Raw genomic sequence first — 16,022 nt, 5'->3', positions numbered from 1 at the left:
ATGAAACCTATCGCCCCACTTCACTTCCTGATCGCGATCGCACTGCTAGTCGGTTCGACCAGTCACGGTCAGGATCGTTCGCAACCCGCGAGCGTCGAAACCGACTGTCTATTGATGATACTGGACCAAGTCGATTTGGCCGCCGAGCGGGATGGCCTGCTGACCACCTTGCATGCGCGCACTGGCGAAGATGTCGCCACCGGCCAGCTGCTGTTCCAGCTGGGCGACGACGAATCGCAGGCGAGATTGGAAGTCGCGAGAGCGGAGCTGGATCAAGCGACAGTCAAAGCGGAGAACCAATGGAACATTCGGGCTGCGGAAGTCGAACTGGCGAAGAATACAAAAGAGACCGAACTGCTCGATGAAGTCGGCCGCACGCCTTATCTGGAACGCTACCGTGCGGCGAGCAACAAGGATCGCAGTGCGGCGGAGCTGAAAATCGCAGAAGCCGCACATCGCGAGGACCTCTACGCGCGGCAGGTTGCCGAAGCCGAACTATCGGTTGCGGAGATCGATTTGCAGGAGCGTGAGAGTGTCTCGCCGTTCGCTGGCACGATCGTCAAGCAGTTCCGCTTTCAATCGGAATGGTGTCGCCAAGGCGATCCCGTGGTGCGGATCCTGCGGATGGATCGCTTGACGGTCCAAGCGATCGTGAATCTACGCGACATCGCACCCCACCGGATCATCGGGATGCGGGCGACAGCAACGTTCCAGATCGCCGGCGAAGAACCGATTGTGATGGACGATCTAACGATCACGCGATGCAGCCCGGAAGTCGACCTCGACGGCAACTACCTTGTCTGGACAGTGACCGACAACCGCAAGCTGCCCGCCGCCAACGGCCAGCCCCAATGGCTCCTCCGCCCCGGCATCAGCGGCACCCTAACGATCGACATACTAGCACGACGCGCTAGCGAGTGATCTCGAACTCCAAGCGTTGGTGCCGTGAAAACCACTCGCTTGCGCTTCGTGCTGGTATGGGAACGTGAGTCGCCCTGCAGAAGTCCGGTGATTGGCGATCGACATACCAGCACGACGCGCTAGCGAGTGATCTCGAACTCCAAGCGCTGGTGCCGTAAAAAATACTCGCTTGCGCTTCGTGCTGGTATGGGAGCGTGAGTCCCTTTGCAGAAGACCGGTGATCGCCGATCGACATACTAGCACGACGCGCTAGCGAGTGATCGAAAGCTAATCGTCGCTGCCGCAAAAAACACTCGCTTGCGCTTCGTGCTGGTATGGGAGCGTGAGTCCCTTTGCAGAAGACCGGTGATCGCCGATCGACATACTAGCACGACGCGCTAGCGAGTGATCGAAAGCTAATCGTCGCTGCCGCAAAAAACACTCGCTTGCGCTTCGTGCTGGTATGGGAGCGTGAGTCCCTTTGCAGAAGACCGGTGATCGCCGATCGACATACTAGCACGACGCGCTAGCGAGTGATCGAAAGCTAATCGTCGGTGCCGCAAAAAACACTCGCTTGCGCTTCGTGCTGGTATGGGAACGTTGTTCGCCCCGCAGAAGCCCGGTAATCAGCGATCAACATACTAGCACGACGCGCTAGCGAGTGATCGAAAGCTAATCGTCGCTGCCGCGAAAACCACTCGCTTGCGCTTCGTGCTGGTATGAAAACCACAGGCGTCGGCAAGCCGCCATTAGTCAAACAAAACAGCCCGCAGCAAAAACATTCTCCGCTTGGACACATCTTGTCCAGCACTCGCCCCCCACCCTCTGGCGACTGATACACTAGCCCCTACTTTGGTGAAAAGACTCATCCAAACGGGGCTTTATGAATGGCCATCCAATCGGAACGACATCCGAAACTATTATTACTGATCGCCAACGGCGAAGGGAAACAAGGCGTCGAATCGCTCGCCGCCGCATTGCGCGTCAGCAGCAAGACGGTACGCCGCGACATCGCTTCGCTGCGCGGCGTTGGCGTGGCGATCCAAGAGCAGATCGGCGACAACGGTCAAAAGTGCTACTGGCTGTCCAAAGAATCGTTGCCTCAAATCAAATTCGCCTATGACGAAGCGCTCGCGCTGATGCTCTGCCGGCCAGGCATCCGCGTCTTCCAAGGGACACCGCTGGGCGAAGCCTCCGAGTGCGCGTTCGAAAAGATCATGGCGGCGATCGGGCCGAACGAACAGCGGTTCCTTGAACGGATGCTGCCGCGGGTTCATATCGCCCAGGTCGGATCGGACTATTCGGCCCACGGCGAAATCCTCGACGCCCTCACCTTGGGAATCGAAGAGAACCGGGCAACCTTCATCACCTACCGCTCCAACCGCAGCACCGAACCGGTCACCTACGACATCTTCCCCTACGCGATGGCCGAACATCGCGGCTCGCTGTACGTCATCGGCTGGCATAACGATGAGGAGATGGTGAAGACTTGGAAAGTGGACCGGATGAGCGATGCCGAAGTCACCGAAATCCGTTTCGAACGCCCCACCGACTTCGATGCCGCCGAACATTTTCGCGGCGCGTTTGCCGTCGTCGCCGGAGAGGAATCGATCACCGTCCGCGTCCGTTTCACCGGCACCGCCGCCCGCTACATCCAAGAAAAGCGGATGCACTCCAGCCAACAGGTCGAGGTGCTGGGGCAAGCGCTAGCCGAAGCGACATTCGAATTGACAAGCACGATGGAGATCAAAAGCTGGATCCTCAGCTTCGGCGCGTCGGCGGAAGTTTTAGAACCTCAGGAACTCCGCGACGAGATCCAAGCAGAACTCGCCGCCGCCATGACGCATTACGCCCCAACTTCGGAAAGGCATGCACGATGAACGGCAAAATGCTCTCAACGTCTGTTTATCGAATCCTGGCGACATGCAATCTGCGACTTCACGGCTGGCCAACCGAAGTACTCAGCGACAAGTGCAGCGCATCGGCATATCGCTGCAATGTCAGCAACGTGGGATTGGCATCGGGATCGTTTTCCAATCGCGAAAGTGAGCTTCGCTTGAGCCCACTGCGTGCTTCCACATCCGCCAAGGACAACCCCAGACGCTCCCGCTCCTCTTTCATTGCCCGGATCGTTGCCTGCGCATCTTTCCGCATCGCCTCGAGGGCCCGTTTTCTTGCACGCGCTTCGGCGACGATCGAATCGCGACGAACTTCGGTTTCCGCGCGGGCGGTCTCGAGCTGTTTCCGTTCGTCGGTCGTCAACTCACGCACGACGCGATTACCACTCGATTTCTTGTTCATAAGACCAAGTCCTTTCCGAGGTGGACACTTCAATGAGACCGCAGCATTCAAGCCATCAAATCGCACACATCGCGATCCACGAATCCTCTCAACGCTACACCTCGTATGCCGTTACCGGAACGACATGAACGTCGTCGAGGTATTCAAACACGCAAGCGAGATACTTTCCCGAAGAGGTTTCACCAAACACGATAGGCCTCCCGGACGAACGACTTGCATCGACACGACGAGCGTTCAACACAACCTCTTCGAACTCGTCGACGGTCACCCCATGCTGTGCAACGTACGCAACGATTTCGTCATTCCAGACAAACAGCACATGCGGCATAAGGTTCACATATATGTTAACGAGCAATCAACGAAAAGTCCAACAAAAACAATGAGGCCGAGGCCGGACGAATCCGGCCCCGGAAAGATCACAACGAAGCTCGGAATCTCATTGAACACAGTCAAGACTCGTCTCAAGCGTGCACGGCAGCAATTGGCTGCCGAACCGGAGTTGCAGCGATATAGCCCCGACCGTGAACGTAGTAGCCAATACTAACGGATCGTCGGATTGGGCGTTAGCTGGGCCCGGCGCCGCTAAACCTGGCAGTTATACACAAGTCAACCTACGCCGAAGGCGTTAAAGCCATTAGCCGGTGGTCGAGCGCAGCGAACACCACCGGATGACGAAAAGCGACGCGATATACGACCCCGAAGGTGGTCGCAGCCTGATTGCTGCGACAGCCTTCGGGGTCGAAAACCTGTTTGTTTGACATTAGCCGTAGGTGGCGCCTCGCTTACCTACGGCTAATGGCTGCAATCCCTTCGGGGACAAAAACTGACTTATGCATACCCAACAGGAAATGCAACCGGGGCTAACACTCAAACGGCAAATACAACGAAGCTTGAATGCGACATACCGACCAACTGTTAACACCAATCCTTTCGGGTTCTAACTTTTCTTTTTGCAACACCAGATCTAGGAGCAGACACAAATGCCATTTGACTATTCAAAACTAAAAGATGCCGTAAAGACCGGTGCAGCACTGCGCTGCCGAACCAAACTGCAACCTGCGGGTGGCGAGGGAGACAAGGTCTTTCCGCCAACCTATGCGGGAGCCGTCTATGCGATGGAGTATCGGCGCGTACCGGGGCGAGACCAGCCTGTGCGATGCGTTCTGATGGACTCGGTTCAAAGTCAGGCAAACCGATTTGAAGAAGCACTTCAAGATGCAGTGGACGATGAACGTATCAAAATCCCCGTTGTCGAAGTCGACTTTGGCGAGATCCCGATCGTCGAGCCCGGTTCAGAAGATGCTGGACTGTACGAACCGATTGGCCGCGTTACAAGCTTGCAGGCACCACATCGTGTCGCAGACGCGATCCTGCGCGACAGCGAACTCGATGGCGTCGCGTTTCGGGCGACCACGCTCGGCAAAAAACTCAGTCAGGCGACACTCCGCAACGCCACACCGCTGCTTGAGCTCTGCCCAACAGCTTTGATCTTTGGGATCTGGGATTCCACCGGGCCCAAAGGAGGTCTAGGAGTGAAATTCCAAAGAGCACTGGTATCGGAGATCATCGGCATCGATGCAGAACTGGGTGTCAAGACGAGCAGCCGAATCGACCCGCTTGCGATTCAGTTGAAATCGGGACCGGTATACGAAGATAAAAACGGCGACTGGACGCTCGATGCAAACCAAGCGCGAATGGATAAGAAGAAGCCAAGGCTGGCCGGGAAAGATGGTAAGCCGTCGGAAGTCAACCATGGAAATATCGCCCCCTCCCTTTCGGAGACAGGCAGAGATCCCATTGGAGACGCTGACCGACGAATCTATCTGGCGGGTGGAGTGACGATCGCTTATGCAGAACAGACAACCGTACTTTCGTTCCCCGCCCTGCGGCGTTTGCGGTTCCCACCGCACGGATCGTCCAAGACGGACGCAGATTCAAATTTGGTTGCACAAACCGCGCTCGCAGCCTTGGGAGTTTGCAGCGCTGCCTTAGCGAGCGAACGAGGTCTCGATCTGCGGTCGCGATGCCTGTTATGGCCAACAGAAAAGCCTACTTGGGAGTTGTTGGCTCAGCCTGGCGAATCGGCTGAACAATTTATGATTTCGGCTGACGAAGCCGTTGCGCTGCTAGAGGAATCGATCGCAAAAGCTGTCGAAGCCCAACTGCCTTGGAACACCGAACCTCTCGTTTTGAAGCCAGCGCAGAAGCTTGTCGACTTGGTTCGCAAGAGTCAGGAGTTGGCGGTCACCAGCGGTGCTGAAGATGGAGGGGAGTGATGAATACGTTTTCGATCGACGTCGAATTGCTCACCGGACGCTACGTCGCAGCGGACGTTGCAAACCGTGAAACGGCGGAATGGCCACCGCATCCGGGGCGGTTGTTCATGGCGATGGCAGCGACCTGTTTTGAGATGGGGGAAGATGCCGCGGACGTTGCTGCGCTGCAGTGGCTCGAACAATTGCCTCCGCCAGATATTTTTGCGAGTGATGGAAACAGACGCTCACGTCACGCCGTCTATGTCCCAGTCAACGACAAGGTGACGGCAAGCAAGTCGTTGCTGCAAACCGCACCGGGATTGAGTCGGTCGAAACAGGAGCGAGCCTTTCCTACGATGATTCCCGACGACGCAACGGTGACATTTGTTTGGCACGATGTTGAGCACTTCGCTTCCCATCTCGATGGCTTGCAGCGGATTTGCAGCAACGTCATCCGCGTCGGGCATTCGTCGTCACTCGTAAGAGCCTGGGCTCAGATCGATGCTGGCACGCCAAACCGCCCGCGTTGGGAACCGACCCGACGTGGGGCCGAGGTTCAGTTGCGGATCGCGGGGGAAGGGGAGTTCGAACGTCTGCGCATCGCGTGTGGGGCTGATCGAATCGACCGCTTCGCTGATTTGGCTGAGACGATCTCATCGTCCAAAGGAACGCAAAAGCGCAAGGCAAAGGCGACTTTTGAATTGGAGTTTGGCATGCCCTTCAAATCGTCTTTGCGTCCGCCAGAACCGACGCCGCCAGTGCTCGGACAATGGCAGGGGTATGCCCGCGACGCCGGTCCCACCAATAGGCGGAAAGTCGTCGAAGGCGAGCATTTTGATTCCCAACTGCTTGTGTTTCGCAAGCTCGATGGCCCCAACCTAGGCGTTCAAGATTCGCTTGCGTTGACCAAACGGTTGCGCGACGCGGCCATGGCCAACTGCGAAATTCAGCCTCCGCCGGTGTGGCTCAGCGGTCACGAAGCCAACGGCAATGCGACGACCGATCCTCACGCTGCATTCGTTGCGCTCCCTTATGCGGGTGGGCAATATGGTGATGGACACCTGATGGGACTTGCCATCGCATTGCCAAAACAGATCGCCCCAGAAACACGCGGCGAGGCGCTGCGTGGCTTGCTGTTAGACAAGAACGATGACGAACGCCCCATTGAACTGAAGCTCGGGAACTTGGGTGTCTGGACGTTGTGCATGGAATCGGAGGCGACAGCTGCAAAGACACTTCAAAACGCCACCTGGACCCGACCAAGCTCCGCGTGGGCGAGCGTCACACCAGTCGTCCTGGATCGCTACCCCAAGTCGGACCGTTCGACTGACCGAATGCGATGGAACGCCGAAGCTGCCGAAACGATCGCATTGGCGTGCAAGCGGGCGGGTCTACCGACACCCAGCAACGTGGAGATCGATACAACTTCCTGGCATCGCGGAGTTCCGCGGGCCGTGTCGAAACGGCGTCGCCTGCGTGGCGACTCGGAACGCGAAGCGACAACACGACTTGGAGACGGGTTCATGCCAATGCCCTCGCGGGCGGGGAAGCCCACCCGTCCACAGGTGCATGCGAGAATTGAATTTCACGATCAAGTGACAGGCCCCGTGATCCTTGGCGCTGGTAGATTTAGTGGTTATGGGCTTTGTAAACCGATCCACGACACATCGAGGTGAATCATGTCGACCTATGCCAGCCTTCACTGCCACATCGTCTTCAGCACGAAAAACCGGAAACCGATGATCGCCCCCAACTGGGAGGTTCGAATGCATGAATACCTCGGAGGCACTCTGGCTGGCCTGGGCGCCTTCCCGCAAGGGATAGGCGGCGTGGAAGACCATGTTCACCTGCTGGTTGGATTTAAGCCGATCCATCGCATCGCCGACCTGATGCGCGAACTGAAAAAGGAATCGTCGAAGTGGGTCCACCAAGAATTTGGAGTGGAAGCGTTTGCCTGGCAAGAAGGATACGGAGCCTTTTCCGTGAGCGCGACCGCGCGAAAGGATGTGCAGAAATACATCGCAAGTCAGCGCGAACATCATCGCAAGCAAAGTTTCCGCAACGAGTTGATCTTCATGTTAGAACGGGCAGGAGTTGAATATGATCCTCAATATTTGGAGTAGACGCTGGCATCCCTGCGGGATGCGGTCTCATCGGTGGTTCGTGTTCCGGTGGTGGCGCTACGCTTACCACCGGCTAATCGCTGCGACTGCTTCGCAGTCATCCAACCAACACACCGACGTGTTCCGGTGGTGGCACTACGATTACCTCCGGCTAATCGCTGCGACTGCTTCGCAGTCATCCAACCAACACCCCGGCGGCGTTTAAGCAATTAGCCGGAGGTAAGCGCAGCGCCACCTCCGGTTGCCAAGCCCCACCCCACACGCATCCCGACGGGATGCCAGATCACGTCATCTTCGAACCACCTCCCAAATGCGGTACCAGATTATGCCCAACCTTCCAACAATGATCGCGCAAACAAAACCGTTGGCCATCGAAGACTTCTCGGCATTTTACGAAGCAATCCACGGATACATGCCATTCGCATGGCAAAAACGACTTGCCACAGCGGCCTGTCGCGGGCAATGGCCCAACTATCTAAAGCTGCCAACCTCTAGCGGAAAGACTGCGGCTATCGACATCGCCGTCTTTGCGTTGGCGTTCCAGGCTTGCGAAGCGAATTACCCCAACGGCATTCGCACCGCTCCGCGCCGAATTTTCTTCGTTGTCGACCGCCGCATTGTCGTCAACGAAGCCTATCGCCAAACCCGCAAGATGGCCGAAAAACTGTGGGATGCTGCAAACGACAAAACTGCCAACCCAAACGACATTCTCTTGCGCGTGGCAACCTGGTTGAGAATGCTGGCCAACGATCCAACTGCACCGCCGTTGGACTGCTTTGAACTGCGAGGTGGAATCTACCGAGACGACGCTTGGGTTCGCTCACCATTGCAGCCAACCGTTCTGACAAGCACTGTCGACCAAGTCGGGTCACGCATGCTGTTCCGAGGTTACGGCGTATCGGATCGCAACCTGCCAATCCATGCTGCAATGACCGCGTGCGACAGTCTGGTCATTCTGGACGAAGCCCATTGCTCGCGCCCGTTCAGCCAAACGGTAGAAGCAATCCAACGCTATCGCGGCAACGACTGGTTCGAACAACCTGTCGATCTCCCGTTTTCTCTGGTGCAAATGACAGCAACGCCACCGAGCGACCAGTCAGATCGAACGCTCCTCACCCTCGACGAAGAGTCCGACTACAAAGTTGACAAAGTGCTGGCACGTAGGCATGAATGCAAAAAGCCAGTTGAGTTGACCGACGCTCCAGGTGCCAAAGGCAAGGTACTTGCCGATAAACTCGCGAAGCAACTTGTCGAACAGGCGATGAAGTTAACCGAATCGGGGTGCAAAAAAATTGCCATCGTGGTGAATCGTGTTGCCATCGCAAAAGCAACTCATCACTTGCTTGCCCAAAAGAAACATGATCAGAGTCGATTGATGATCGGCCGAATGCGACCATGCGACCGCGATTCGCTGACAAACGAACTACAGCAACGTTTCGGTTCCGGTGCCAGTCAAGATGAACACCATCCCCAATTCGTGGTCGCGACGCAATGCATCGAAGTGGGTGCCGACCTCGACTTTGACGGCATGGTCACTCAGTGTGCATCGCTCGACGCGCTTCGGCAACGATTTGGTCGACTGAATCGACTGGGCAACGCATCGACCTGCCGTGGAGTAATTGTTGCCGCGGAACACGATATTCCCGCGATTTCAAAACTGAACGACGAAAAGCCGTACGATCCGGTTTATGGAAACGCATTGGCCCGAACATGGCACTGGCTTAATACCTTAGTCGATGAAAAACAAGAAATTGACTTTGGCATTAAGGCATTCGAAGCGCTGATTCAGGCGAATCCGACCGATCTAGACCTAGCCGCACCGGCTCCCAATGCTCCCGTTCTCATGCCGGCCCACTTGGACATGCTCTGCCAAACCAGTCCGCGTCCAATTCCTGAACCCGATGTCGCCATGTTCCTTCACGGAACCGACAACACATTGGCGGAAGTTCGAGTTTGTTGGCGAGCGGATTTGGAATTTCCAGCGAAGCCAAACAACGACCAAGGCTACGACAAACACCAACAACTTTGGACCGAAGCGGTGGCCGCATGCCCGCCTTCTTCAGCAGAGTTGTTGAGCGTGCCTCTACATGCACTCAAACAATGGATTCGCGGAGAAGACCAACCCGACTCGACGAGCGATGTCCTAGGAGAAGCAGAGCCCGAGGCGGAAAAAAGGAATTCGACCGCCACTTCGGATAACGCTCGATATCGGTGTCTGTTGGTTTGGCAGGGAATCCAAGCCCAGCGTAGCAATGGCCAAACGACAGATCGGGGCGACAACCACAGTTCCAGTTTCCTCGTCAGCAAATCTCGCAACCTCGACAGAATTCCCCCCAATGCAACGATTGTGATTCCGGCAGAATTTGGGGGCTGGAGCCAGTTTGGTCACGTACCGGGAGCGCCCGCAGAACCGATTTCCGATCCTTGGCAACAATCGCCAACTGAGCCGCGAGATTCAACGGAGGAGAAATCCCCCAGACAGACCGACAAGCCGTTGGCGTCGATCGATGTTGCAGAAGCTGCCTTTTCACAGAGCCGTGCCCGTTACATCTTGCGAGCCCACAAAAAGCTGATTCCCGATCCAGAAACAAGCCCCTTGTTTGATGCGCTGTTGACGCGTCTCAAGGCCAGTGGAACATCCGATGTCGGATTCTCGAAAGAATCGATCATCGACGAAGTTCGCGAGTCTTTGCAAGAACCACTGACGCTCGATTCCGACGCCCCCAAGAATCTCAACTCATTCCCCAAACTGGCTCGATTGATCGATCGCCAGGAAGTTCAAAAACTGGAACGCTATCCAGGTGGTATCGCCTGGACGACGCGACTTCAAACCGAACGAATCGGCGGGATGCCTCCGCTGCCCATGGCGAGCTTCGATGACGACGACACGCTGCTCGAGACATCCAAACTGTCGCTCCACCAACATCTAGCGGACGTCTGGGCCGAGTCGTTGCGGTTAACCAACGCTTTGCCGCTGAGCGACCTGGAGGCATCGATCCACGCTGCGGCCAAGCTACATGATGTTGGTAAATCCGACCCGCGATTCCAGGCGATGCTGCTGGGCAAACCCGTTGCGGTTGCCTACATGCAACGAACGCTGTGGGCCAAATCGGATCAGCTTGGAGGTCGCGGGCGCAGCGAACTACACACCGGCTTTCGACATGAAATGTTGAGCGTCGATCTGTTGCAGCAATTCGAACACAAGGAAACCTGCGACATGACGTTGATGAGCCATTTGATCGCATCGCATCATGGATTCGCGCGGCCACTGGCTCCCATCGCTGTCGACGAAACCTTGCCCGGATTTAGTCTCAAGCCGTTTGGCGGCGCCGCGATCTCGCATCAACAGCGCGCCGACTGGACACCCGCACATCAAATCGATTCGGGTATCGCTGGACAGTTTTGGAAGCTGAATCGTCGATTCGGATGGTGGGGCCTCGCATTCCTGGAGTCGATCTTGCGACTTGCCGACTGGTCCGCCAGTGCGAAGCCCGGCAACGGGGAGCCACAGAAACTCGATTTCCCCACTACGAAGCGTGACGATAGTCGGCCAGCTCCCAAAAAACGAACCGAGCTTGTCTTAGCGGGAATCGATGGCACTCGGCCGTTAGGATTCCTAGCGGCTCTTGGAACATTCGCCACGCTCAGCCGAGCGTTTCCTGAAAGACCGCTTCAGTTCGCTTGGATCTCTCAGAATGGAGGATGGCGACCGATGATTGGATCACTTGACGAGCTGTCGCTCGACAGTGACACCGTGCTCGACGCGCTCCTTCAGCAGTTGACCAGTGAAGACTTGCAACATCCCGCGCTCCGCATCCCCAGCCTTTTGGCAAAATGCGAAAATGCGAGTGAGAGACGCTCGCTGTATCTTCAGATCGCGAAAGCTGCTTCCCTATCCGATCGACGCGACGCCGATTGGACCAGCTGCAGCGGATCCGATTCGGCATCGCCCGAGGCCATTTCCCAGTTGCAGACATCGCGACGCGATTATCATTCGATCGCCATCCGCGGCCTGTTAGACGTAACCGCCGCGTCCCACCTCTCACGCACACTCTTTGAACCTTGGGACTATGCCGATCCAATTGCTGGTGTCTCGTTGCATCTTGAACCACGAGAAGATCGACGCCATGCCTACCAATGGCACACCCCCAGTGGTGACCCAACGCGCAAGTCCAACGGCGGCATGATCGGTGCGAACCGACTGGCGTTGGAAGCATGGCCTCTCTTTCAATCGATCCCTGTAGGAGACAGATTGAGAACGGTGGGATTCCGCGGGCTGCGTGCTTCCAACACCTTTATGACTTGGCCATTGTGGACCACTCCCGCCTCGATGGATGTCGTATCGACCTTGCTTTCACTCCAGCAACTTCAGCTAGACAACCTTCAACACGACGAACTGCTTCCCTTGGGTATTGGAAAGGTCTGCCGCAGTCAAAGAATTCTCGTTGGCAAAACACCGAACCTAACCCCAGCGACCGCGTTGGCGTTTTAGTTCAACTCTTCCTGTTCTTTCACAATCTGGTTGAAAACAAGCAATGCATCCGCCGAGGTCGTTCGTGTTTCACGAATGGACCCGGCGGCGCATGGAGGCTGCTCGTTTTGTTTTCTGCCACTCCCTGAGCACTCTCCATGCGAAATATCTTTCTCGTCACCTACGACATCCGCGACGATAAACGGCTCCGCAAAGTCCACAAGACGATGCGGAACTGGGGCGACCATCTGCAGTATTCGGTCTTCGAATGCCAGCTGAGCCAACACGATCTGATCACGCTCAAGGACCAACTGAGCCAGATCATCCATCATTCCAACGACCAAGTGTTGTTGGTCGATCTCGGCCCCGCCACCGGGCGAGGCGAGCGAGTAATCGAAGCTTTGGGCCAACCCTACACCGCCCTGGCCAGCCCTTGCTTAATCGTTTGAGCGATCGAAATCAGCGATTGCACTTTCCCACGCAAAGGGCGCGCAATCGTTAAGTCGCACTGAATCCCCCACAATTTCACCCGCCCGGCGCGAGCAGGGAGGGTCGAAAAACGAGCGTTTAGCGAGTTTTTCGGGGCGGGCCGACGTAAGTTCGATTCTCCCCAAAATGCGTTTGGAAACGATGAAAGGAGGCTTACAAAAAACTCCCGCACGGATGTTCTGTGTTCCTTCAATCACCTGCGAGACCCAACATGACCACCGCCACATTCGCCGCCCCAATCAAAAACGCCGAATACCTGCCGGCTCGGATGATCAACGAAGCTGTCTATTGCCCTCGTTTGTTCTACCTGATGCATGTCGAGGGACTCTTTCAACGCAACCGCTTCACCGCCGACGGCGATGTCGTCCACCGCCGAGTCGACGCCCGTGTCGATCCGTTGGCTTTGATCGATCTCGTCGATGGACAAGAGACCACCGATGAAGAAACCGATTCTCCCGAAAGGGAAATTGATCCCGCAGCACAACCGGTTCCGGTTCACGCCCGCAGCGTGACACTGGCCAGCGATGAACTGGGCGTGATCGCCAAGCTGGATCTAGTCGAAGCGACGGGGAACCTGGCGACGCCTGTTGATTACAAGCGCGGCCGACCGCGGCGTGGCGTCGACGGACAGATCGGCGCCTGGCCTCCCGAACGCGTGCAGATCTGCCTGCAAGCTCTGGTCCTGCGCGAAAACGGGTTTCAGTGTGACCGTGGGATCCTCTACTTCAACGAGACCCGCCAACGCGTCGAGATCGAGATCGACGACGCCCTGATCCAACTGACTCGCCAAGCGGTCGACCAAGCACGGCACGTGCGTGAACTGCCGATGCCACCGCCGCCGCTGGTCGACAGCCCCAAATGCCCGCACTGCTCGCTGTCGTCGATCTGTCTACCCGACGAGACGAACCGCTGCAGCAACCGCAATCCCAACCGCGACGCGGCAACTCGCTTACCAACCACGGCCCGCGATGAACAACGACCGCTCTACCTGACCACTCAAGGGCTGTATGTGGGCAAAAAGAGTGAGGTGTTGCAGGTCAAGCAAGAGGGAAAATTGTTGCAGGAGGTGCGACTGAGGGAACTGAACCAAGTGAATCTGTTCGGCAACATCCAACTGTCGACTCAGGCGATCCAGACGCTGTGCGCATTGGAAGTGCCGATGGTGATGTTCTCTCGGCGCGGCTATTTTCACGGCATGCTGCAAGGCACCGGGTTGAAAAACATCCTGCTGCGCCGCGAGCAGTTCCGCCTCGCAGACGACCCCGCCCGCTGCCTTGCGATTGCTAAACTGTTGATCGAAGGCAAGATTCGCAACTGCCGCGTGCTGCTGATGCGAAACCATATATCGCCGCCGACGGAGATCATTTCCGAACTGAAACGGATCGCCGCGCGATTGCACAACGTCACTCGCGCCGATCAATTGTTAGGTGTCGAAGGGACCGCCGCCCGACTCTACTTCGGTGCCTTTTCGGGGATGCTTAAACCAGGCGACGCGCCGGCTGATCCCGACGCAGCGATCGCCGCACCGCCACGATGGAGCTTCGATTTTAACGGCCGCAACCGACGACCGCCCCGCGACGCGATCAATGCGATGCTCTCCCTGGCCTACAGCTTGTTAGCAAAAGACCTGACCGTCGTAGCCGCCGCCGTGGGACTGGATCCCTACCTCGGTTTCTATCATCTGCCGCGGCCCGGCCGTCCCGCATTGGCGTTGGATTTGATGGAACCGTTTCGCCCGCTGATTGCCGAATCGGTCGTCCTCTCCGCAGTCAACAACCGGATGCTAACGCCGGAGCACTTTGTGCCTGGGGGCCGCGGAGTCTTCCTTTCGGACAGTGGCCGCAAAGCGTTTTTTCACGCCTATGAATTGCGGATGGATCAGTTGGTAACCCATCCGTTGTTCGAATATCGAGTCAGCTATCGACGGCTGCTGGAAATCCAAACGCGGCTGATGGCGCAGATGGTCCGCGGCGAGATCGAGACGTTTCCGGTCTTCGTAACCCGCTGAGTCGACTTCATTTTTTTGGACCTTGAGAACTGCGAGCGGCCAGGTGCCGTGAAAAACCGGCCCCCCGCTCGCAGTCCAAAAACCGAGCAAATCCCAGTACAAGGAACCAACTCAATGCACTCCCACCTCCCGTCAGCTCCCATACCCGACAACCGCTCGCAGACTTCCGCTGCAGCCGCAGAAATTGTACACTCAGCCCCCTGGGCTCTTTCCGTGACCATCGAGTCACGGCCTCATTGAAGCGGTTTCCTTGCTGCCATCCTCGCCGTGTTGGCGGCCTTTCCGTGACCATCGAGTCACGGCCTCATTGAAGCCTGCCATCCTCGCCGTGTTGGCGGCGGTTGCTTCGGCTTTCCGTGACCATCGAGTCACGGCCTCATTGAAGCGCGGCTTGCTGACGACTCAGCGGCCGAGGTGAAATCCTCCTTTCCGTGACCATCGAGTCACGGCCTCATTGAAGCAGGCGGAGCGGAAGCAGGCGGCGAAGCGTAGCGAAGTCTTTCCGTGACCATCGAGTCACGGCCTCATTGAAGCGGCCAAGAAGTTGTCCCGCACATCCACACCGCCAGCCTTTCCGTGACCATCGAGTCACGGCCTCATTGAAGCGATTTGCCAAAACGCCGGAACGCGTGCGCCGGTACACTTTCCGTGACCATCGAGTCACGGCCTCATTGAAGCCCCGAATCCGCGGCAAGTCTAACAAGTACACAGTGGACTTTCCGTGACCATCGAGTCACGGCCTCATTGAAGCATGCCATGTCGCTTCTCGGCTTGCTCAATCGTTCTCTTTCCGTGACCATCGAGTCACGGCCTCATTGAAGCTGTCCTCGGGACAAAGACCCGCGGAGGCCCACCCCCACTTTCCGTGACCATCGAGTCACGGCCTCATTGAAGCGGGTCAAAATCCAGAATGGCCTCACTCACTTCACCTTTCCGTGACCATCGAGTCACGGCCTCATTGAAGCCCTGCGAACGGTTCCTCTGTGCAACAGGTAGAATATGACCTTTCCGTGACCATCGAGTCACGGCCTCATTGAAGCGATCCTGGCGACGGCGACTTCGCTGGGATCCTGGACTTTCCGTGACCATCGAGTCACGGCCTCATTGAAGCAGTAGTGGATCGGTTCAAGCCCCTTTGTATATCCAGCTTTCCGTGACCATCGAGTCACGGCCTCATTGAAGCACCCCTTCATAGACCAACACCACGACGGTGCCGATCAGCTTTCCGTGACCATCGAGTCACGGCCTCATTGAAGCACGCTCTGCTTTTATTTTCCCGGCCTGATCCATGCCTTTCCGTGACCATCGAGTCACGGCCTCATTAAAACGTCTGACTGGGGGTCAACAGGTCGCAGGTTCACCTCGGCTCTCCGAGCACCAACCAGTCAGCGACTCATGGAAGCTGGGGGATATAAATGTCCTGCGACGGCGTTGCGGCTCCCAGCGGTCCCGCAGTGAGCACAGGCGTGGGGGCG

At 56.9% G+C, this 16,022-nt stretch carries 10 protein-coding genes and 1 CRISPR repeat array; of the genes, 8 read left to right on the top strand and 2 right to left on the bottom strand.

What is annotated here, in order from left to right:
• A complete protein-coding gene (locus EC9_RS00440; protein ID WP_218934482.1) occupies positions 1-921 on the top strand; it encodes an efflux RND transporter periplasmic adaptor subunit in 921 nt (306 codons plus the stop codon).
• Between the two features lie 866 nt (positions 922-1,787).
• Entirely contained in the window at positions 1,788-2,780 is a 993-nt protein-coding gene (locus EC9_RS00435) for a helix-turn-helix transcriptional regulator (RefSeq protein ID WP_145341412.1), read from the top strand.
• Between the two features lie 58 nt (positions 2,781-2,838).
• On the opposite strand, the gene EC9_RS00430 is transcribed toward EC9_RS00435, so the two are convergent.
• Positions 2,839-3,201, bottom strand: coding sequence for a helix-turn-helix domain-containing protein (locus EC9_RS00430; protein ID WP_145341410.1), 363 nt, complete (start codon positions 3,199-3,201; stop codon positions 2,839-2,841).
• A gap of 94 nt (positions 3,202-3,295) precedes the next feature.
• On the bottom strand, positions 3,296-3,538 hold the full coding sequence (locus EC9_RS00425) for a hypothetical protein (protein ID WP_145341408.1): 243 nt from the start codon (positions 3,536-3,538) through the stop codon (positions 3,296-3,298).
• Positions 3,539-4,181: 643 nt separating this feature from the next.
• On the opposite strand from EC9_RS00425, the gene cas7g reads away from it, so the two are divergent.
• The 6 genes from cas7g to cas4g/cas1g all read left to right on the top strand — a co-directional run bounded on the left by cas7g (position 4,182) and on the right by cas4g/cas1g (position 14,547).
• A complete protein-coding gene (gene cas7g / locus EC9_RS00420) occupies positions 4,182-5,477 on the top strand; it encodes a type I-G CRISPR-associated RAMP protein Csb1/Cas7g (RefSeq protein ID WP_145341406.1) in 1,296 nt (431 codons plus the stop codon).
• Positions 5,477-7,132 (top strand): type I-G CRISPR-associated protein Csb2, encoded by a 1,656-nt coding sequence (gene csb2 / locus EC9_RS00415; protein ID WP_145341404.1) that lies wholly within the window; start codon positions 5,477-5,479, stop codon positions 7,130-7,132. Before cas7g ends, csb2 begins: the two co-directional genes overlap by 1 nt.
• A gap of 3 nt (positions 7,133-7,135) precedes the next feature.
• Positions 7,136-7,579 (top strand): IS200/IS605 family transposase, encoded by a 444-nt coding sequence (gene tnpA / locus EC9_RS00410; protein ID WP_218934481.1) that lies wholly within the window; start codon positions 7,136-7,138, stop codon positions 7,577-7,579.
• A 343-nt stretch (positions 7,580-7,922) separates the two neighbouring features.
• Positions 7,923-12,071, top strand: a complete 4,149-nt coding sequence (cas3g, locus tag EC9_RS00405) for a type I-G CRISPR-associated helicase/endonuclease Cas3g (protein ID WP_218934480.1) — start codon at positions 7,923-7,925, stop codon at positions 12,069-12,071.
• Positions 12,072-12,208: 137 nt separating this feature from the next.
• Positions 12,209-12,499 carry a CRISPR-associated endonuclease Cas2 gene (gene cas2, locus EC9_RS00400; RefSeq protein ID WP_145341397.1) on the top strand — a complete coding sequence of 97 codons (291 nt, stop codon included), beginning with the start codon at positions 12,209-12,211 and terminating at the stop codon, positions 12,497-12,499.
• 251 nt (positions 12,500-12,750) lie between these two features.
• Complete coding sequence (gene cas4g/cas1g, locus EC9_RS00395) at positions 12,751-14,547, top strand: CRISPR-associated endonuclease Cas4g/Cas1g (RefSeq protein WP_218934479.1); 1,797 nt, start codon at positions 12,751-12,753, stop codon at positions 14,545-14,547.
• 207 nt (positions 14,548-14,754) lie between these two features.
• A CRISPR array of direct repeats spans positions 14,755-15,875; the repeat unit is 36 nt; unit sequence CTTTCCGTGACCATCGAGTCACGGCCTCATTGAAGC.
• Positions 15,876-16,022: the final 147 nt, after the last annotated feature.

This window comes from Rosistilla ulvae (assembly GCF_007741475.1).
GTDB classification, from domain to species: domain Bacteria; phylum Planctomycetota; class Planctomycetia; order Pirellulales; family Pirellulaceae; genus Rosistilla; species Rosistilla ulvae.
Note: the sequence above shows the minus strand (reverse complement) of the source record. Positions and strands in the feature narration are given on the sequence as shown.

Bases quoted from the DNA above. Each gene is read 5' to 3' on its own strand.
- EC9_RS00435 (WP_145341412.1), top strand. From the start codon at position 1,788: ATGGCCATCCAATCGGAACGACATCCGAAACTATTATTACTGATCGCC.
- cas3g (WP_218934480.1), top strand. From the start codon at position 7,923: ATGATCGCGCAAACAAAACCGTTGGCCATCGAAGACTTCTCGGCATTT.
- EC9_RS00430 (WP_145341410.1), bottom strand. From the start codon at position 3,201: ATGAACAAGAAATCGAGTGGTAATCGCGTCGTGCGTGAGTTGACGACC.
- tnpA (WP_218934481.1), top strand. From the start codon at position 7,136: ATGTCGACCTATGCCAGCCTTCACTGCCACATCGTCTTCAGCACGAAA.
- cas7g (WP_145341406.1), top strand. From the start codon at position 4,182: ATGCCATTTGACTATTCAAAACTAAAAGATGCCGTAAAGACCGGTGCA.
- cas2 (WP_145341397.1), top strand. From the start codon at position 12,209: ATGCGAAATATCTTTCTCGTCACCTACGACATCCGCGACGATAAACGG.
- cas4g/cas1g (WP_218934479.1), top strand. From the start codon at position 12,751: ATGACCACCGCCACATTCGCCGCCCCAATCAAAAACGCCGAATACCTG.
- csb2 (WP_145341404.1), top strand. From the start codon at position 5,477: ATGAATACGTTTTCGATCGACGTCGAATTGCTCACCGGACGCTACGTC.
- EC9_RS00440 (WP_218934482.1), top strand. From the start codon at position 1: ATGAAACCTATCGCCCCACTTCACTTCCTGATCGCGATCGCACTGCTA.